The 17,965-nt window shown below is 45.2% G+C and carries 20 protein-coding genes and 1 tRNA gene; 13 read left to right on the top strand and 8 right to left on the bottom strand.

All coding sequences use genetic code 11. The features are described 5' to 3' along the window. The first annotated feature begins 12 nt into the window (after window positions 1-12). Both GACE_RS06230 and GACE_RS06235 read left to right on the top strand, forming a co-directional pair. Window positions 13-1,023 (top strand): M42 family metallopeptidase, encoded by a 1,011-nt coding sequence (locus tag GACE_RS06230; protein WP_048092055.1) that lies wholly within the window; start codon window positions 13-15, stop codon window positions 1,021-1,023. A 40-nt stretch (window positions 1,024-1,063) separates the two neighbouring features. Beyond that, window positions 1,064-1,258 carry a ferritin family protein gene (locus GACE_RS06235; protein ID WP_318249134.1) on the top strand — a complete coding sequence of 65 codons (195 nt, stop codon included), beginning with the start codon at window positions 1,064-1,066 and terminating at the stop codon, window positions 1,256-1,258. Here the strand turns inward: GACE_RS06235 and GACE_RS06240 are convergent. After that, window positions 1,245-2,276, bottom strand: coding sequence for a hypothetical protein (locus GACE_RS06240; RefSeq protein ID WP_048092056.1), 1,032 nt, complete (start codon window positions 2,274-2,276; stop codon window positions 1,245-1,247). The two genes, GACE_RS06235 and GACE_RS06240, sit on opposite strands and share 14 nt — an antisense overlap. Before the next feature lie 141 nt (window positions 2,277-2,417). Between GACE_RS06240 and GACE_RS06245 the strand changes: the two genes are divergently transcribed. The 6 genes from GACE_RS06245 to GACE_RS06270 all read left to right on the top strand — a co-directional run bounded on the left by GACE_RS06245 (window position 2,418) and on the right by GACE_RS06270 (window position 6,596). After that, window positions 2,418-3,461 carry an acetate and sugar kinases/Hsc70/actin family protein gene (locus GACE_RS06245; RefSeq protein ID WP_048092057.1) on the top strand — a complete coding sequence of 348 codons (1,044 nt, stop codon included), beginning with the start codon at window positions 2,418-2,420 and terminating at the stop codon, window positions 3,459-3,461. Between the two features lie 81 nt (window positions 3,462-3,542). Next, entirely contained in the window at window positions 3,543-4,094 is a 552-nt protein-coding gene (locus tag GACE_RS06250; RefSeq protein ID WP_158413822.1) for a hypothetical protein, read from the top strand. Next, the gene (locus GACE_RS06255; protein ID WP_048092059.1) at window positions 4,091-4,894 is read left to right on the top strand and encodes a MinD/ParA family ATP-binding protein; all 804 of its coding nucleotides are present in this window, start codon (window positions 4,091-4,093) and stop codon (window positions 4,892-4,894) included. The genes GACE_RS06250 and GACE_RS06255 overlap by 4 nt, the downstream gene beginning before the upstream one ends. 50 nt (window positions 4,895-4,944) lie before the next feature. After that, a tRNA-Trp gene (locus GACE_RS06260) sits at window positions 4,945-5,080 on the top strand. A 244-nt stretch (window positions 5,081-5,324) separates the two neighbouring features. Further along, window positions 5,325-5,669 (top strand): hypothetical protein, encoded by a 345-nt coding sequence (locus tag GACE_RS06265; protein WP_048092060.1) that lies wholly within the window; start codon window positions 5,325-5,327, stop codon window positions 5,667-5,669. Further along, window positions 5,670-6,596, top strand: a complete 927-nt coding sequence (locus GACE_RS06270) for a hypothetical protein (protein WP_048092061.1) — start codon at window positions 5,670-5,672, stop codon at window positions 6,594-6,596. 24 nt (window positions 6,597-6,620) lie between these two features. Here the strand turns inward: GACE_RS06270 and GACE_RS06275 are convergent, their stop codons facing one another. Continuing rightward, on the bottom strand, window positions 6,621-7,442 hold the full coding sequence (locus tag GACE_RS06275; protein ID WP_048092063.1) for a hypothetical protein: 822 nt from the start codon (window positions 7,440-7,442) through the stop codon (window positions 6,621-6,623). 173 nt (window positions 7,443-7,615) lie between these two features. Here GACE_RS06275 and GACE_RS06280 point away from each other — a divergent pair, with 173 nt between their 5' ends. The 3 genes from GACE_RS06280 (at window position 7,616) to GACE_RS06290 (ending at window position 9,166) form a co-directional block, all read left to right on the top strand. Continuing rightward, window positions 7,616-8,389 carry a hypothetical protein gene (locus GACE_RS06280; RefSeq protein ID WP_048092065.1) on the top strand — a complete coding sequence of 258 codons (774 nt, stop codon included), beginning with the start codon at window positions 7,616-7,618 and terminating at the stop codon, window positions 8,387-8,389. Window positions 8,390-8,450: 61 nt separating this feature from the next. Then, on the top strand, window positions 8,451-8,855 hold the full coding sequence (locus GACE_RS06285; RefSeq protein WP_048092067.1) for a hypothetical protein: 405 nt from the start codon (window positions 8,451-8,453) through the stop codon (window positions 8,853-8,855). Between the two features lie 50 nt (window positions 8,856-8,905). Next, on the top strand, window positions 8,906-9,166 hold the full coding sequence (locus GACE_RS06290; RefSeq protein WP_048092069.1) for a type II toxin-antitoxin system RelE family toxin: 261 nt from the start codon (window positions 8,906-8,908) through the stop codon (window positions 9,164-9,166). Here GACE_RS06290 and GACE_RS06295 read toward each other — a convergent pair. From GACE_RS06295 to GACE_RS06305, 3 genes are all read right to left on the bottom strand, one after another. Then, window positions 9,163-9,351 carry a hypothetical protein gene (locus GACE_RS06295; protein ID WP_048092071.1) on the bottom strand — a complete coding sequence of 63 codons (189 nt, stop codon included), beginning with the start codon at window positions 9,349-9,351 and terminating at the stop codon, window positions 9,163-9,165. The genes GACE_RS06290 and GACE_RS06295 overlap by 4 nt on opposite strands. 46 nt (window positions 9,352-9,397) lie before the next feature. After that, window positions 9,398-9,640, bottom strand: a complete 243-nt coding sequence (locus GACE_RS06300; RefSeq protein WP_048092073.1) for a hypothetical protein — start codon at window positions 9,638-9,640, stop codon at window positions 9,398-9,400. Window positions 9,641-9,811: 171 nt separating this feature from the next. Continuing rightward, window positions 9,812-10,567, bottom strand: coding sequence for an enoyl-CoA hydratase/isomerase family protein (locus GACE_RS06305; protein ID WP_048092075.1), 756 nt, complete (start codon window positions 10,565-10,567; stop codon window positions 9,812-9,814). 169 nt (window positions 10,568-10,736) lie between these two features. On the opposite strand from GACE_RS06305, the gene GACE_RS06310 reads away from it, so the two are divergent. After that, window positions 10,737-12,248 carry a xylulokinase gene (locus GACE_RS06310; RefSeq protein WP_048092076.1) on the top strand — a complete coding sequence of 504 codons (1,512 nt, stop codon included), beginning with the start codon at window positions 10,737-10,739 and terminating at the stop codon, window positions 12,246-12,248. Window positions 12,249-12,358: 110 nt separating this feature from the next. Here the strand turns inward: GACE_RS06310 and GACE_RS06315 are convergent, their stop codons facing one another. Then, complete coding sequence (locus GACE_RS06315) at window positions 12,359-14,281, bottom strand: KamA family radical SAM protein (protein WP_202962729.1); 1,923 nt, start codon at window positions 14,279-14,281, stop codon at window positions 12,359-12,361. 169 nt (window positions 14,282-14,450) lie between these two features. On the opposite strand from GACE_RS06315, the gene GACE_RS06320 reads away from it, so the two are divergent. Then, entirely contained in the window at window positions 14,451-16,397 is a 1,947-nt protein-coding gene (locus GACE_RS06320) for an IGHMBP2 family helicase (RefSeq protein WP_048092077.1), read from the top strand. On the opposite strand, the gene GACE_RS06325 is transcribed toward GACE_RS06320, so the two are convergent. Further along, window positions 16,394-17,221, bottom strand: a complete 828-nt coding sequence (locus GACE_RS06325; RefSeq protein ID WP_048092078.1) for a DMT family transporter — start codon at window positions 17,219-17,221, stop codon at window positions 16,394-16,396. The genes GACE_RS06320 and GACE_RS06325 overlap by 4 nt on opposite strands. Window positions 17,222-17,282: 61 nt before the next feature. Then, a complete protein-coding gene (locus GACE_RS06330) occupies window positions 17,283-17,933 on the bottom strand; it encodes a hypothetical protein (protein ID WP_048092079.1) in 651 nt (216 codons plus the stop codon). Window positions 17,934-17,965 lie beyond the last annotated feature (32 nt).

Here is a 17,965-nt window from a genome sequence, read left to right on the forward strand (position 1 = left end):
CGAGGTGAGAGAATGGAGCTTGTGAATAAGCTGAAAGAGCTGGCATCAATACCCGGAATATCCGGATATGAGGATCAGGTCAAGGAAAAACTCAGAGAATGGCTCAAACCGTACACAGACGTTAAGGAGGACAGGATAGGAAATCTCATAGTTGAAGCAGGTAGTGGTGATGAAAGAATCGTTTTTATGGCACATGTTGACGAGATTGGTCTTCTGATAACAGGAATAACACCCGATGGAAAGCTCACGTTCAGAAAGATCGGCGGAATTGATGATCGACTGCTGTATGGACGGCACGTTGATGTCATAACCGAAAATGGAAAGATAGATGGCGTGATTGGGGCAATACCGCCCCACCTCAACATAGAGGGGAGATCAGACACGGTTCCCTGGCATCAGCTCACCATCGATATAGGTGCTGAAAACAGGAACGAAGCTGCAGACCTCGGAGTCAAAGCACTTGATTTTGCAGTATTCAAAAAGCACTTCTCAATCCTGAATGGCAGATACGTTTCCTGCAGATCCCTTGATGACAGGTTCGGTGCGGTTGTGCTTTTCGAGGTTATCCGGAGAATTTTCACTGAAAACCTTGAACCCGGGCTGAACGGTAAAATTGTTTTTGCATTCACGGTTCAGGAAGAGAACGGACTTAAGGGGGCCAGATTTCTTGCAAACAGCTACTCCCCAGATTACGCCATTGCAATAGACTCTTTCGGCTGCTGTAATCTTCTGACTGGAGATGTCAGACCTGGGCAGGGGCCGGTAATACGAGCGGTGGACAACTCAGCAATTTATTCACGAAAACTCGCTTTAAGGGTAAGGGACATTGCCACGAAGGCAGACATCCCCGTGCAGGTGGGTACCACAGGAGGAGGTACGGATTCCTCGGCGTTCGAACATAAAAGCGAAATTCTGACCCTGAGCGCTCCGATAAAATACCTGCACAGCGAGGTCGAGATGATGAATCTGAAAGATATAGAAGCTCTGGCCAATCTCCTTACCCTTGTGGCACTGAAGCTCTGAAATTACCCAAATTTTATATCCTTCAACATTCCAATTCAGGATGATGGGCCCGGAGGAGATACTGGAGAAAGCGAGGGAAATGGAAAGAGATGCAATCAAAATATACACTGAAATGAAAAAGAATGCAGACCACGAAACCAGCGAACTTCTGGATTATCTCATCAATCAGGAAAAGGAGCACCTTCGAATGATTTCCGAGAGATTGAAGGCTCTCAGAATAATCAAAAGAAAATAGTGTAAAGGATTATCGCAATGCACAGGCTGATTAGCATCAAATACACTACAAGTTTCCTTCCAACCCTCCTTTCAAGGAGGTATTCACCAAACGCCTCAGTCAAGAGCGGCACTGTCGCCGAAAGCACCGTGAGTGTCAGGAGTGACAGCCATTTCGGAAGCATGCTAAGATCCGCATATTTGCTCCAAATGCCCATTGTGTAGTAAAATACCACAATAAACTCGATTACTGCCGCTGCGACCTGAAGCGCAGAGGTCCTCTTCTGCAATTCCAGTGTTTCCCTCCTCTGTATGGATTCCAGCTTGAGATGTATTGTTTCCAGTGAGTCCCTCACCGACCTGAGCGTCTGATCAAAGCTCATTTCGTAGTACCTGAGGTTGGAAAGTACATCCTCATATTCAGGAGTCAGCTCATACAGAAAATGTCCGTACTTCCTTGAGAGGCTCTTGAATCTTATCAGAGACTGTCCGATCTCCTCTATTTCGTCCTTGAATTTCATGTATCTGGAAATGAACTTCCCCTTCAGAGAAGACAGCTCAAACGCCAGGTCTTCCAGCACTGATATGTCCATTGTTCCCGCATTTTCCAGAATTCTGACTGTGCGGTCTATGATCTTCGTCTCCTCCTTCGACAGGAATTCACCTCTGTTTCCCGCATCTATGGAAAGTGTCTTCAGAGCTGCAAGCTCCGAGAATATTGGTGACAGCTCGAGAAAATCCATTTCCCGCTCAGGCTGAATCTCCACAGTGTTTTCTTCAAAACGGTAGGTTCCGAACTGGAAATCCCTGCCGTTCTCAAGCTCCCTCAGAACTATCCTGAAAGTCTCAATCGGAGCGTTCTCAAATTCCAGCTCTCCGGATGAAAGCACGATAACATAGTTCCTGTATTTCCCAACTCTGACCTCTTTGTTTTCCGCAATAACCTCCACGTTGCCCAGTTTTCTGAAACTCGGCTTTAAATCTGGTATGCTGTTCAGAACGTCTTCCAGCTCTTCTGCATGGAAAATGCTGAGCTCCACAGGAATAACCTCTCTTCATATTTAAAAATTTGATGAATCGATTTTCTCTATAACTCTCCGCTGTAATTCAAAAAACCCATGCTGGTTGATTGGTAAATTTTAAAAACGCATAACCATAGCAATTATACGGAGGTAATTATTATGGCAGAAGGTAATGGTGGCAACGAAACAAACAAAAAGCCAGGCGTTATTCCTGTGGGTATAAAGGTCGGTTCTCAGAAAACCGTTATTGCGATGGGAGACGAGATACACGTTGAGGAGACCTGCATTAGAGAAAAGGAGAATCCCGTTACCGGAGCAAAGGACTACATCATCGGTAACGATGCTTCCGAGCTTTATGGAGATGACGTCACATACATGCTCAGAGGAGGTTTGCCGGCAACAGAAGAGGAGGCTGAACTGCTCAGAATCTTTCTCGGAGAGGTGGCCAAGAAGTACGGGATTCCTGAAAACTCCTACGTCACGTATGCCATCCCATCCACGGAGCTGGAAGAGGGCATCGCACTTTTCAAGAAGGTTGTGAGTCAGGTTCCAATCGGATGGTCGGGGAAAGAAGTCTGGAATGACTCATTTCTGGCATCACTCGCCCTTCCAGAGGGTCTGGGAATTCTCGACAGGACATACGCAGTTATAAACCTGGGCTCCACAACCACGGAATTTGTTGCCGTGAGAAAGGGTGAAATCGTATTCAGCATGGTTACCGGAGAGGTTTCGGGAGACGTGGTTGACAGGTGGATAAAGAACGAAATCATGAACCTCACGAGAGGTGCGGTTAACGTTGACCTGTCCACCGCAAGAGAATACAAGGAGAGGTATGCAAATCTGCTCGAGTGGAAAAACATAAAGGAGACGGTTCAGCTCTTCGAAAAGGGTCAGTTCACATTCAGACTTGATGAGGCTGTGAACAGACCTGTGGAAAGATATCTTGATGGACTGATAGACTTCGTGACCCTTGAGGTACTGCCATCCCTTGCAGAGTTCAATTTCAAGATTTACAGGCTGGTAACGGGTTCAGAATTCGTGCTGACCGGCGGTATGGCGAGGATTCCAGGACTCAAGGAGAAGTTCGAAACCAAACTGTCAGATGCTCTGGGAAGTGCCATAAAAATCAGAGTTCCGGATGACCCGCTGACAGCCTCAGCAAGAGGTGCACTCACGATAAGCACTCTGAGAATCAAAAAGTGAGCGTGAAAGGTGATGTCCGCTGAAATCCTGAAAAAATGGGACCATCTGTTTGAACAGCTGAAAAAATTCGTTGAAGAGGATTTGCCGGCCCTTGAAGAAGCAATAATACAATCTACAGAACAGATAAAACATATAGATTCCAAAACCGAAGAATTGAGGTCAGAATTCCTTGAAGAACTTGAAAAAAGAGATGATCAGATAAAGAAGATTACGGAAAGAGTCGAAAACCTTGAAAAACTGGTAGACAGTTCAAAAATCAGTGAGCTCATCAAACAAGTGCTTTCATCAATTTCTTTCCAGAAAAAATACAAGGAAGATCTGGAAAACCTCAAACTACTGATTTCTGATCTCGAGAACAAAATAGAAGAAATCAACGCAAGTAGTGTTTTCAACGAAATAAGTCAGATGAAGGCGGAGATCTCACGATTATCAGAATCCCTTGGTCAGGTCGATACCATTTCTGAAGAGGCTTCTGCAAAAGAGCTCGAAAAATTATCAACCGAAATGGCTGAACTGAAGAATGCTGTCGCTCAAATAAGTATGGAGATCGGACAGCTGAAGAACAGCGTCAGTGAGAGATACTGGGTGAGTAAGGAAAGGAAAACAGAGAGTAAATCCCCGAGGATTCTATGAATACAGCAGACACGCTAATCGAGCTCACAAAATTCGAGCGGAAGCTCAGAAGGATTGTGAGAGACTACTTCAGATTAAAAACAGCCGGTGCAAGGGTTTTAGCTTTTCCTTCGGGCAAAGGGGGAGTTGGAAAAACCACGGTAACAATGAACCTGGCCTCTGCTCTCGCTCTGAGAAAAAGGAATGTAATTGTGATAGATGCAAATCTCGCGCTTCCAAATGTCCATACGTTCATTGAAGAGATGCCAGAAAAAACTCTGACAGAGTATCTCATGGGAAACGCTGGCGTTGACGAGATAAAATCCAGAATGAAGGTGAGAAATACTGGATTCGACGTTATTCCGGCAAAATCTCTTGTTGACGTGGAAAAGGGGATCGAAATTGAAAAAGTGAGGGATCTGATACTTGCCCTGAAACCAGATTATGATTACATCCTGATAGATTCCTCGCCCGGATTATCGAAATACGCACTGTATCCTGCCATGATCTCGGATACAACATTCATAGTCTCTGCCGAACTGAAGCCAGCATACATTGACGCAATCAAGGTGGAATCGGTTCTCAGCAGACTCGGTGTGAGCTTAGAAGGGTACATCATAAACATGGTTACAAAATCCGGGATCAAATACTTCTACAACAAAAACATATTCGGGATAATCCCTTATGACGGAAAGCTCAAGAGCATGTTCTCCACAGGCAAGACAATATTTCACTCATGGCTCAGCTTCCTTTACCCGAGCAGAAATGCATTCCTGCACCTTGCCGACAGGATTGTTGCAGAATACCCTCCCATGGTCTGATTCACTCAAACGCAACAGTTATATTCAAATCGTGATAATGCTGAAAGCAGGGGGTCGTGGCGTAGCCAGGAAGCGCGGCGGGCTCCAGCGGTGTGATGACTGATGGGTCTGCTGAGCGGTGATGATCCGCTGGAGTGCTGACCCGGGGAGACCCGCCAGTCGTGGGTTCAAATCCCACCGGCCCCATTCCGATGTGGGTTGGCAATTCCGCCAAACCCCCACATTCATTTTTCTCACACTTCTGGAACTGCATCCGCATACCGGCTGCATCTCCATTAGGGAGATATGTTCAGGACAGTTCAGCACCCCTACAATCAGAATTGTCCATTAAATTAGTCGGACGTGATTGCCCACAAACCACCTATGTTTACAGTCATACAATCTTATTCAACCAACAAATATACTATGAAAAGATACAGCAAAAGTCGTAATGAAAGAAAACCTGATGAAAAATCTGAAAAAACTCTCCAAAACTGGAAGCTTCAAAATACTGATTGCCTTAAATGACGGTTCCAAAAGATGGAGTCAGTTGGAGAAAGTAACTTACAAGAAGAGTCCATACCAAAGCATCAATGGGCTTTTCGATATAGACCTGATTGAAGTAACAGTAGCTCAGGATGTTTCTACAGGCTTGAAAGCCTACCAGTTCGCTCATCCAGGCAAAAAAGTTGTTCAGTATCTGGAGCAGATTGAGAAGGAGTTTGAGGAGTACCATTCCAAGGCTCCGCCTAAGGATCCGGAGGAGTTTATTGGGGAGTTGATGGAGGAAGATTGAATGCTCAATATAGACCTACTGACCAATCTGTCCAACCATCTCAGCAACACGTTAGTGTTAGCGATAATAACGGCCCTTTTAACAGCATTGGTGAATCAATGGTGGGAAACAAGTATAAAGAGAAAAAATATTATAGGGTCGCTAAAAAATCATGAGACTGTTCGCAAATTGATATCTCATGCCAATTTTTATCCCACTAAGACGATTTTTATTTTAATTATGTTATATGTTTTATTGATGTTTCTGATTCCCATTTATGAAATTTATGGTCCCGAAACTTTTAACACATTAATCCACACTCCAATTAAAGATTTAGACGACGACGTACCTGCACGTATGTCTATTTGGAGTTCGTTTCTACTCCTTTTCTTTTACCTAACCTATACTGTGGCGCTCAGAGTTTTCCAACAGCGAGAAAATTTCCTCAAGAAACATTGCGAAGAACTATATACTTTTAAAGTACTCGCTGATGCTTTATTTTCAACTGCAATAGCAGTATTCATAGCAATATTTATAATAGAGTATCTTAAAGCAGTAAATACTGGAATTATCTGGTTTACTGCCGTATTGCTGATCTTAACTGCAATCATTTGGAGTTATATGTATTCAGTTAACCATGATATCTACCTACAATTGAAAAACTACTTGATAACTTCTAAACTAGAGATCTTCGAGCACGAACTACCGTATGTAATAGTTTCAACAAAAAGTGGCAAAGCAGAAGGGAATATTTGGAATTTGTTTGATAAAACAAGTTTGGTTCTTAACACACGTTATGGAAGTCGTATTTACATCCTATGGAACGAAATCTCATGGATCAAAGTAATAGAGCCTAAAGATCAAAACGAGGTATTTATTAAGGAACTCAAAAAAGATGATAGCAATAAGAGTTCCTTCCGGAAACGTGTGTTAAGATTGTTGAAGTGACGAAGAGAAAAAATAACTAAGTTCTCATCTCCTCTTCCTCTTCTTAACCAGCTCAAACGTCCACCCGCCCCTCCTTCTGACCTCTGCCTCAACCTCCACGTATTTAATCCCGTCTTCATCCAGCAACTCCAGAATGTCGTCGATGTTTACTCCCTTTCCAATGGGCCTGACAATGACTGCCGCCACATCTCTGAGCCTTTTCCGATATATTCTGAGCTGAGTTGGCAAATAAGCCAGCCCGGTACTGTCTGCGATCTTGACCTCTATACCATATACTCCATCTATGAGGATGTCAACTCTTTTCCCTCTTTCGATGGTTACCTGCCTCGCCACTCTATCCTCGCCTAGATGCACTTTCAGGAACATGGCCAACTGCTTTTCCAGATCCTCTTCATCCCTCGTCATTTCCGGCCTGAATTCCCTCTGGATCAAATCGAGAATCTCGTCGAACTCGCTTTCAGGTTGAAGATCAACATCTTCCTCTTCACCAAATAGCTCGGCCTCAAACTCTTCGAGATCTCGAAGAATATCCTGATACCTGACTCCAAATTTCTTGGCATACTCTACAACATCGTCAAGATCAAGCTCATCCACAATCAAATCGATAAACTCGTTCTTGCTCCTCGCTTTTCTCGGCCCTCTTTTTCCCTCAACATACGGAGGGATGTCTTCCGATATGCAAATACGCTCAAGCTGCCAGACAGCAAAACGTGAAAGTAAAAGAAGTTTACTCTCATATACTCTCCTATAGAACTCTCTTTTTTTCATATATGTGTCTGCAGCCTCTGAAACTTTCTCAACTGCCCTTTCTGCCAGTTCTTTAAATCGATTTATCCAGTCAGACATATGTTCTGGGATATGCCAATAAATTTTAAAAATTTGCTTTTACGCTAACATATATTGGCTGATTGGCAAACTTTTAAATAAGTATTTATGCGAGAAAAATTGGGCTAACAAAAGTATGTTTCGCCTGAGGGTCTTGAAGGGGCTACAAATGGGACTTTAAGGGAGGAGAGAAAATGGGTGACGCTCTACGCATGGCTATTCTTGTAGGGATCAAAGAGAAACTCGGACACATTGGTGAAGTGGCGTCTGAATTGAGTGCAAATGTTAAGAATGAAAGAAAAAGTTACAAAAGTGACTATCAAAACCAAATCTCGAATTTAGTCAGATTATATGAAGATGCTCAAAAAGAATTAAAGCTAACAGGATTTGGTCAAATATCGGAAATTATGCCTTCCGTATATGTCCCATTATTTCCTAACAAGGAACAGCTGTTGAGTATGTTAACCGAAGTAACTGCCGGATGTGTTGCGGGAATCACAGCTATTAAAGAGCTACTAAACCGGCAAGCACTCCCAGAAGAGTTCGTCAACAAATTAAAAGGTTTCAGAAAAAGATTAGAAACAATTGAAGACATTGATCCACTAATCCACAAGAACCTCGACAAAGCCATTTTAGAAATGGAACATGGCCATTATCTTGCTTCGGCCCTAATATCTGCGAGAGTTGTCGTCTGGATTCTCCAACAAATTCCCCCTGAAGAAAAAGATCTGGAGAACAAAACAAAGAAGAAAATAGAGACTCTAATCAATATGGGGATAATTGACAAAAGCTCAAAAGATGAAATTAAAAAGCTCATTCAAGCGGCTGGATTGGCAAGAAACTTTGTCTCTCACAGAATTTCAGTATTTCCTGAGCCAGAGGAGGCCATGATTTTGCTCGGAAATGCTGTTAAGCTTGCTAAGATCTATACAGAGTTTAAGAAAATGGGCGGATTAAAGGAGGAATAAAACATGGGGTGGAAGCTGAGATATTACGACTCCTTCCACCGGACTGGAGAAAAAGGTTAAGGTGGAGATCGCTCAAAACAGGCTTGAGATCGAGTCCAAACACCTGAAAAAGACCGTTTTCATCCAGCACATCAACTCCATAGAGCTGAAAAGGGATCCAGCGTGGAGATATCTTATCGGCGGAATCATCTTAACGGTTCCGGGGATTCTGCTAATGCTGAACGTCGATCAGATAATGGCCTCTTTGAAAATCACTGATCAATTTCTTAAGTTCCTGATTGTAATGGGGAGCTTTTTCCTGATTCTTTTTGGAGTTATCACGATCGCCTACTGGTGGTATTTACGCAGGTTCATCCTGACGATTTACCTCTCCGGGGATGCTGTCCCGCTCTACGACAGAAAAGAGAAGCCTTTGAAGGAGATTTATACAAGTCTTCAATCTCTCAAAGAACAAACTTCTCATTAATTGATTTGTAGCGAATAAAATAATAAAGACCAACACAAACATTCGATTACATGACTTGGACAATCGTAACAAAAGATGAATTTGAACGCCAGTTCAGGGATCTAACCAGAAAAGACAAACCACTGGCTGGAAGGCTGGCCAAAGCCATTCTGAAGCTGGAAGATAACCCGCATCTGGGAAAACCTCTTTCCTACGATCTCTCGGGATTGTGGTCTCTGAGAGTGGGGAAATACCGGATTATTTACGAAATCAACGAAAACGAAAAGAAGGTTATTCTAAGAGCTGTTTCCCACAGAAAAAAGAGCTATTAAGCGTCAATATCCAGCTCTTCCAGAAATTCCCTGAACTCCCTTTTCTCCGGCTGGGTTTCAGACCTTTTCAGAGACTCCATCAGCTCTTCGTCACTCATTATCTCCAAGGTCTCAATGAGTGAGTCCAGTCTGTCTCTGAGCTCCTTAAGATCCTCGAGAATTCTTTTACCGGCAGCGGTTTGCATACGAATCATTGTTGGATCTATCATTTATAAAGCTATCTTCCCGATTTCAAAAGCTCATCCTCTCAGCAAACTCTTCAATAGCTCTTTTAACCTTTTCCAAGGGCAGCATATACATCAAAATCTCCCAGAACTCCATCACCAGATCCTCTCCCATCTCCACCCTGATCTGCTCCAGATCCAGCCTGTAGGTTCCGTTCACCTTGTTTATGTTGTTCCTCAGGGCGATCTTCCTCGCATCAACTGCCACGGCGTGATCCTTCCCGTTCCCGCGTATTATCGGCACAGTCATGCAAGAATTTGCAACAACTTGTAACTGTTAAATTTCTCTCCATCAAAGAATATCTCAGAACACATTATGACAAAATGCCCCGGTGAAAGTAAGAGAGTGCCGGTGTTCTTGCTGAAAATATGCCATAAGCACAAAAGGAATGGGACATCGGTATGTGTGAGGGAAAGATTATTAAAAACTCTTCATCGCCTCCCTCAACCTCTGCTGAGCCTCATCGCTGAACCAAAGCTCGACAAAGACATCAACATCTCTCTCCAGGCGTTTTATGATGTCTTCCCTCACCCTTTCTGTCCTGTTTGCCTTAACAGCCGCAAATGCTCTGCCAGGGAGTTCTCCAATTTTCTTCACCCTCTCAACGGACTTCTGAAGCAGCTCTTCCGGAGCAAAGACGCCATCCACCACCCCCATCTCAAGAACCTTCTCTGGAGGATAGAAATCTCCCCCGTACACCATTTCAACCGTAACCCTGTCTCCAGCAATTTGCTGGAGGATTCTCTGTGGAAGGTAAGGCACAGACACGCCCAGCTTGACCTCGTTCAGGCCAAACAGCTTTTTTCCCTCGCTCATATATCTGAAATCGCAGCACAGAGCGAGAATGCACCCTCCAGCTATCGCATGTCCGTTTATTGCGGCAGCAGTAGGCTTTGGCAGAGTATAGATATCCAGGCAGAGGAGGTTGAAATCCATTATGAATTCCCTGAATTCCGTTTTGTCATAATCGATCAGCTCCGGCACATCAAGCCCTATTGAGAAAAATCTGTCGTTTGAGCTTGTGAGAACTGCAGACGTTATCCCTCCATCCTCCCTAACCTGCTCAATAACCTCTGAAAGATCACCAACAAACTCTGGATTTATTGGATTCTTTTTTCCTCTGTTAAGCCTGACAACCGCAACACCATCCATGTCCTGGAGATCAACAGTATTCATGATCCAGAGTGAAATCCTGCATATATCAAATTTTTGAAAATTACATTCGGATTCGCGCACATTTGGCATGCCAGATACCATCAGTGAACATGCATTATCCTGTCCGCAACCCCCGGCGGGGTTGTTTCATAAAGTCAATTATAAATAATTTCAAATACAATACATCTGCATGCCCGATTACTTCGCTCTTGTGGATGCCGGCACAACATCGATCAAGGCAGGAATCGTTGAGAGCCAGAGGTTCAAAGTAGTCAGAGAAAAATCTGAGAAAACAGAGGTCGTTCATCCAAAAGAAGGTTATGCTGAAAAAGACCCGGAATTCCTGTGGGAACAGGTAAAATCTCTTTTAGCCGAAATTATAGAGGGTTATGAAGTCAGGGCAATCGCATTCACGGCCCACATGGCTGGTTTCGTCCCTGTGGACAGGAACGGCGACCCACTGTTCAACATGGTTATATGGCTGGATGAGAGAGGCAAGGGCTATCCCGAAGACCTTTTCAGAGACTTCCCATCCATATCGGGATACAGTCCGTTGAGATTGCTCAGGTTCCTGAGGATTACAGGCGGAGCTCCAAGCAAAACAGGCAAGGACGTTCTGCCAAAGATCCTCTGGATGAGAGACAACGAACCGGAGGTGTTCTCCAGAACCTGGAAATTCCTCGACGTGAAGGGGTACCTGATTTACAGATGCACGGGAAAAGCCGTGACGAGCCATGACGAGGCACACCTCACATGGCTCGCCGACACGAGAAGAAACAGGGCAGAATGGCATGAGGGCCTCATGAGAGACTACGGTCTGAAACCAGACCTTTTTCCGGAGATAATGAACAGCACAGATGTGGCCGGATTTCTTGATGAAAGCGTTTCAAAGGAACTGGGCATAAACAGGGTTCCGGTGGTCGTTGGCGCGGGAGACATGTGCACAACGGCAATAGGTTCGGGAGCTGTTGAGAACAACAGAATCCATATTTACTTGGGAACAAGCGACTGGATTGGAGCACATGTGGACAAAAGAAAGGCCGACGTGAAGCATTACATAGGCACAATACTGAGCGGGATTCCGGAAAAGTACTTGCTTGTTGCTGAGCAGGAAATTGCAGGAGGGGCAATTGACTGGGTGATGAACATTCTGAATCTGAAGGATTACGAGAAAGTCGATGAAATCGTTAAAATGACCGAAACTGACCTCATATTCACACCATGGTTTTTCGGAGAGCGGGCCCCAATTGACGACCACTACATCAGGGCGAGCATCTTCAACCTGAGTCTGAAAACCGGAAAAGATGAGATGCTCAGGGCATTGTTCGAGGGTGTGGCAATGAACATAGCATGGGCGTACCATTTCGTGGAAAAGATGACCGGAACCAATGAGTCCGTAAGAATTACGGGCGGAGGTGCAAGATTTGACTCGCTTTGTTCAATAATCGCCTCTGCAATAAACAGAAAAGTCGTGAGAACGGCAAAACCGGAACATGCCGGGTTGAGGGGCTTAGCCACAATAGTAAATACTGCAGTAAACGGAGAAAGCTGCCAGGATGCGGTTAAAAGGTTCGAACATGAAAGAGAGTTTCATCCAGACGCACAGCAGCACAAAAATCTCCAGAACAAGCTTGAAATCCTGAGAGAATACTATAGAAAGACAGCCGGAGTTTTCAAAAAGCTAAACAGAGGTGTTCTTTAACCCCACCCCCGGTTGCAGAAAAACTTATTACACTTCCTGCCAAAAAAATTCAGGGATGATGAATTTGGCAGGACCTGAGCGAAAGCGATGATGAAGGCTGTACTTTCTGATCAGTAGTAATACCAGATGGTCCTGTAATCCTCCAGACTCTCACCCATACTTTCCAGGAAATCAAGATACTCTTTTATTGGAACGTCCGAATACGTGTATGGCTTGGTTTCACTTATGCCCTTCTCCCATGGGTGCATGAGGTACACCCTGCTTCCATCTGGCTTTACAGCTATGAGTTCTCTGTCCTGCCATGCCCGGAGGTGATTTTTGCCCATTCTCGGGACGTTGAAAACGGGTTCATCTCCTCTGAAAACGCCTGGCAGAAGTCTTGCCTCTTCCTTCCCTTCCTGCACGATTCTCGCAATTGGAATCAGGTAGTCTTTCTGCTCAATTTTACCTTTGGGGAAGAAGGTGTAATACGGCTCAACGCCCGCCTTTTTCAGCGCAATTCTGAGGACAACGTTCTCGAACCTTCTGCTCACCATTCTGTGGTACACGTGCTGGTTGTAAATGATGATGCCATACTTTCTGAGCCTGTAGGCAGCCTCACTGACTTCGGGCGTTACCTCGTATGCAGTTTCAAAGTGGGTCGAAACAGACAGGTTCCTCTTACCGGGCTCTATGTAGCTCCCGAGCATCTCCGCAAGGTTTTCAGTTATCCTCATCGGGACCGTAACGATCACTCTCGACCCTATCCTGATGTTCGCCACATGATCGAATTCCGCAACCCGTCCAATGATCCTCTCAAGGGTTTTATCACTGAGAGCCAGCGGGTCCCCTCCGGTGATCAGGACATCAATCATGGAATCGTGCTCACCAAACCACTCTATTGCCCTCTCGATTTTCTCCCACCCCGGAAAAGCGTTTGCCATGAATGGCTCGGTGACCTCCCAGTTTCTCTGGCAGTACACACATATCTGGGGACAGGTTTCATAGGGCTTGACAATCGCAATCATCGCATATCTTCTCGTTACAAGGTCAACCGGTGAGGTGTCGTGCTCACCCATGAAGTCGAAGTAAATTTCCCTGTCATCCTTGTGACCGAGCATGTTCATGACATACCATTCAGGGGGCATCACCTGTCTTCTGACGTGCATGTCATGTCTGTAAGGCTCCTCAAAATCCCAGAGGTGGAGATAGTAGGGCGTTATACCCCACGGGATGTGATTCTCAATCGCAAGCTCCACGAGCTTCAGATTGTCCTCTGGCACCTTCACGATCCCAAGCTCGTTTAGTTCCTTCAGAATCTGAAGGCCCTTTTCTCTTTTGAGGACATGCGAGAACTGCCATTTGTAGCTGTTCCACCTGTCTTCATCTATTCCCCAGAATTCAATCAGCTTTTCTTTCTGTTTCTTTCTCTTTTCAATAATCGCATCATCGAGACCGGTTGGATACCTGTCCACGTAACCCTTTATAATCCTCCAGGCCTCATCAAGATGCTTTGACCGTATCTCGGCTGCTTTTCTGCCCTTTATCCGGTCAAAATCGACAAATTCCACACCCCTTTCAGAGAGCATCTGACCGAGCCAGCCCTTCGAATAATCTGCCTTACCCGCCATTGCCCTGAAAAGGTGTCTGAACTCCTCCACGAAGCCCTCTGTAATGACCGATAAAACGTTTTCATCTCCCTTCGTTGCTCTCCAGAGATACTCCAGAGTTGAGAATCCTGCAACATTCTCCATGTATTCAGACGTCAGGTTCATAAAAACGCCTATCGCCTCTTCGCACAGCCACCTTTCCACCGGTTTTGAGGCTATTTCGCCATTCTTGCATTTAATCAGTAGCTCTCCAGAAAATTTCTGTGCAAGATTTCTGGCTTCATCAATACTCTCCGCCTTCAGCAATAACTCCTTCAGCTCCGGAAGAGGTTCAAATATTTCGAGGAAGTTAGAGTGAGATACACCCTGTTCCAGTCCCCAGGGAGATTTTTCAAGATTTATAAGCTCATTATCGGGCATTTTTACATTGTCCGCATACTCCATATTCTTATTTTTTCTTAGGGATACAAGTTTTTTACGCCCACTTGCTAATACAAGACAAGGACAATATGTATCTCCGCCAGAACATTAGTATGACAGTTCGTATCCAGAAACATGAGTTAGAACCCACAACTGATTTAACCCGCCACGCCATGATATCCAAGGTGGCTGAATGGAGGAGTATTACGACTATCTCGAACACCTGAAAAACCTGATTGAATCCGAAAGAGAAGAGGAAAGAAGAAAGGCAATCGAGGAAATAAAATCCCTCTCCGCAGCACAGAGGGAAAAGTCAGGCAAGACGATTACAGGACTGAAGGGCAAGGTTGTCTCCAAAAATCCTAAAAAGACAGTCATACGATTCGGAAGACGGGTTGAAATCAAAACTGACATAGGTCCGGGAGATGTTGTTCTTGTAAGCAACGGAGACCCGCTTAAAAAGGCCTCCGAAGGAGTGGTTATTGAGAGGGGTGGCAGATATGTTGATGTGGAATTCCTGAAAATACCGGACATCAGGCTCGACAGTGTCAGGGTTGACCTGTTTTATGATGACACAACCTTCAACAGGATGGAGGAGAACCTCGACAGACTGTTTTACGGCGGAATGAAGGCCATAAAGCTGATTTTTGGAGATGATGACGTCAGCGAGGCAGAAACGGTTGATTTCCGACCATTTGATAATAAACTGAATCCCTCTCAGAAAGCAGCAATTTCAAAGGCTCTGGGCAGTGAGGACTTCTTCATCATCCACGGTCCTTTCGGAACAGGGAAAACACGAACGCTTGCAGAGTACATCCTGCAGGAAGTTGAGAGGGGAAACAGGGTCCTCGCCACCGCTGAAAGCAACACGGCGGTGGACAATCTGGTTGAGAGGCTGGCCGGTAACGCGAAAATCGTGAGGGTGGGACATCCGTCAAGGATTGGTGAAAAGCTGAGAAAGGTCTCCTTAGAGGAGAAAAAGAAAGAACATGAATGGTACAGAGAACTGGAGGATATCTGGAAAGAGATTGAAGAACTGATGAAAAGAAGAGAAATGGAAATACAGCCAACACCGAGATTCAGAAGGGGAATGAGCGACAGAGAAATCATGGAACTCGCCCAGAAGCGAGTGAGGGCATACAGGGGTGTTTCAGGAGCTGCAATAAGGTCCATGGCAAGGTGGCTTGAGATTAACGAAAGGCTGAAAGAGCTTTTCAGCGAAGCAGAGAAAATCGAAAAACGAATCGAAAAAGACATTTTTGAAAAAATGCAGGTTGTGCTTACCACAAATTCGACCGCATTTACAGTTGATGCCGGATTCGACGTTGCTGTAATTGACGAGGCGACGCAGTCGATAATACCCAGCACCCTAATCCCAATCAATAAAGCCAGAAAGTTCATTCTTGCAGGAGATCACAAACAGCTTCCGCCTACAATCCTCAATTTAGAGGCAAAAGAACTTGAGAGGACGCTTTTTGAGATTTTGATTGAAAGGTATCCCTTCAAATCAGAAATGCTTGATACACAGTACAGGGCCAGAAGAGAGATTGCCGACTTCCCATCAATGACGTTCTACGGTGGAAGGGTAAAAACCCACGAAAATGCAGAAAAAATATCGATTTCAGACCTCAACCCATCAGCCAGGAGTGCAGCCGAAAGATTTCTCGCCAGCTATCCGCTCATCTTTATCGATACGGAAAAGTCAGGAGGGGAGAGAACCAAGAAAGGGAGCAAATCATACCATAACCCTGTTGAAGCGAAGATTGTGGAAAGGGTTGTCAGAAAACTTGAAAGAATGGGAATAGACAGAGATTGCATAGGTGTTATCTCGCCATACGACGATCAGGTCAGGCTGATAAGAGATCTGGTGGACTGTGAGGTCAAGAGCGTTGACGGCTATCAGGGGAGAGAAAAGGAGGTCATCATAATTTCCTTCGTTAGAAGCAATGAAAAGGGTGACCTCGGATTTCTGCGAGATTACAGAAGGCTGAACGTTGCACTTACAAGAGCGAAAAGGCTTCTTATAGCTGTGGGTAGTGCTGAGACCCTGAGCAAAGATGTTGTTTACAGGAGGTTTATCGGATACGTAAAGGAGAGGGGTGCAGTAATCGGTGCCTCCACTTTTTTAAGCCTTGATTAATCTGTAACCTCATCCCTCAGCGATACGAGCAGGACTGCTACGAACAGGAGGGCAACTCCTGCATACTGGAGCATGTCGAGACGCTCACTGAGAAATACGGCCGCAAACATGTAGGAAAACACACCCTCCATTGACAGAATTATTCCGGCATCAACCGACTTTGTATGTGCCTGCATGTAATTCTGAAGAATCTTTGCAATGAACGTCGCCAGCAAACCCGTAAGCAGCAGGGCAAAAAGAACGTAGCTGTTCAGCGCAAATCTGTCGGTTGTGAAAACCGCCGGCAGGGCTGAAAACATCCCCACAGCCACAACCTGCCAGCCCGCAAGACTCAGAGGGTTCAGATTTTTCGCATAGTGAGATATCATTGCGATTTCAAGGGCGAAAGCTATTGCACAGAGGAGAATGAGCAGATCACCGTAGTTAAAACCAGAATATCCGGAAAGAAGATAAATGCCCGCAAAAGCAAGGATAACAGCCACAACCTCAATCGGTGAGACTCGCTCTCTATAGAGCAGAAAAGCTAGGATGGGCGTTATCACGATGTACACAGAGGTTATGAACCCCGCATTCGTTGCTGTTGTGTACTGAAGTCCAGCGGTCTGAAACGCATAGCCGAGAAAGGTTGCAGAGCCGATGGCAATTCCAGCCCGGATTTCATTCATCCTCAAAAACGGAAGGAACAGCAGCCCCGTGAAAATGAATCTTACCGCATTGAAGGCAAACGGAGACATGAATTCAAGTGCTACCTTGACAACGGGAAAAGTCGCACCCCATATCAACGCCACGGCCAGCAGACCGAGGTCAGCGTAAAGTCGTTTCATCGGACATGAGAAAAAAGGTGGGTAAAAAAATTTTGTCAATTTTTATCAAAATAGCAGTATGTCACCCCTGTGGTGGAGTCATCATCATTGTTACCGAACACACATTTCCATCGGGCTGGAAAAGCGTTAGATCAGCATCAACAAATTTTCCTTCATAGTTCTCCATAACCTGTCCCTGATAGCTCACAGTCGCTGTAAATGCATCTCCCACAGGTTCATCCTTAAGCTCCTCGGCCTCTCCAGGACTGACAGTCTGAGTGGTTTTTACCATAACCCAGTCGCAGTTGGGAGACACAGGCATATTCTGCATCCCTTTCATGTACATGGTCATTGTAAGGGTATTATCCTCGTACTTGTTCCGCATTATGACAACCCCGCCCTCAGAATGCTCCATTCGAATCATCTGCTCGTTGTTATCTGCATCGTAGTAATACCAGAACTCCACCGTCCTTGTTTCTCCATTCTCCACCACCGTTGCTTTACCATAATACATCTTTTTAGCCACAAACAGGTCGTAAAGCGTGTTAATCCCACCAGCAGATGCCCCGCTCCCACCAGAACTCCCGCCCTGTGCTGGTTCAGGGGTTCTCTCAGCTTCAGGCGTTGAGACAGGGGTCGGTGTTGCAGCAGGTTTGGCCCCCTCATTCTGGCCAGAACAGCCAGCCATCAGAAGTACCAGAGCTGCAAAAACAACAATCAGTATTTTCCTCATGCTCTAACCTCCGTCAATTATCATGATTTTAG

Source organism: Geoglobus acetivorans, from assembly GCF_000789255.1.
Taxonomy (GTDB): Archaea; Halobacteriota; Archaeoglobi; order Archaeoglobales; family Archaeoglobaceae; genus Geoglobus; species Geoglobus acetivorans_B.

Bases quoted from the DNA above. Each gene is read 5' to 3' on its own strand.
- GACE_RS06230 (WP_048092055.1), top strand. From the start codon at position 13: ATGGAGCTTGTGAATAAGCTGAAAGAGCTGGCATCAATACCCGGAATA.
- GACE_RS06235 (WP_318249134.1), top strand. From the start codon at position 1,064: ATGATGGGCCCGGAGGAGATACTGGAGAAAGCGAGGGAAATGGAAAGA.
- GACE_RS06245 (WP_048092057.1), top strand. From the start codon at position 2,418: ATGGCAGAAGGTAATGGTGGCAACGAAACAAACAAAAAGCCAGGCGTT.
- GACE_RS06255 (WP_048092059.1), top strand. From the start codon at position 4,091: ATGAATACAGCAGACACGCTAATCGAGCTCACAAAATTCGAGCGGAAG.
- GACE_RS06265 (WP_048092060.1), top strand. From the start codon at position 5,325: ATGAAAGAAAACCTGATGAAAAATCTGAAAAAACTCTCCAAAACTGGA.
- GACE_RS06270 (WP_048092061.1), top strand. From the start codon at position 5,670: ATGCTCAATATAGACCTACTGACCAATCTGTCCAACCATCTCAGCAAC.
- GACE_RS06275 (WP_048092063.1), bottom strand. From the start codon at position 7,442: ATGTCTGACTGGATAAATCGATTTAAAGAACTGGCAGAAAGGGCAGTT.
- GACE_RS06280 (WP_048092065.1), top strand. From the start codon at position 7,616: ATGGGTGACGCTCTACGCATGGCTATTCTTGTAGGGATCAAAGAGAAA.
- GACE_RS06290 (WP_048092069.1), top strand. From the start codon at position 8,906: ATGACTTGGACAATCGTAACAAAAGATGAATTTGAACGCCAGTTCAGG.
- GACE_RS06295 (WP_048092071.1), bottom strand. From the start codon at position 9,351: ATGCAAACCGCTGCCGGTAAAAGAATTCTCGAGGATCTTAAGGAGCTC.
- GACE_RS06300 (WP_048092073.1), bottom strand. From the start codon at position 9,640: ATGACTGTGCCGATAATACGCGGGAACGGGAAGGATCACGCCGTGGCA.
- GACE_RS06305 (WP_048092075.1), bottom strand. From the start codon at position 10,567: ATGAATACTGTTGATCTCCAGGACATGGATGGTGTTGCGGTTGTCAGG.
- GACE_RS06310 (WP_048092076.1), top strand. From the start codon at position 10,737: ATGCCCGATTACTTCGCTCTTGTGGATGCCGGCACAACATCGATCAAG.
- GACE_RS06315 (WP_202962729.1), bottom strand. From the start codon at position 14,281: ATGGAGTATGCGGACAATGTAAAAATGCCCGATAATGAGCTTATAAAT.
- GACE_RS06320 (WP_048092077.1), top strand. From the start codon at position 14,451: ATGGAGGAGTATTACGACTATCTCGAACACCTGAAAAACCTGATTGAA.
- GACE_RS06325 (WP_048092078.1), bottom strand. From the start codon at position 17,221: ATGAAACGACTTTACGCTGACCTCGGTCTGCTGGCCGTGGCGTTGATA.
- GACE_RS06330 (WP_048092079.1), bottom strand. From the start codon at position 17,933: ATGAGGAAAATACTGATTGTTGTTTTTGCAGCTCTGGTACTTCTGATG.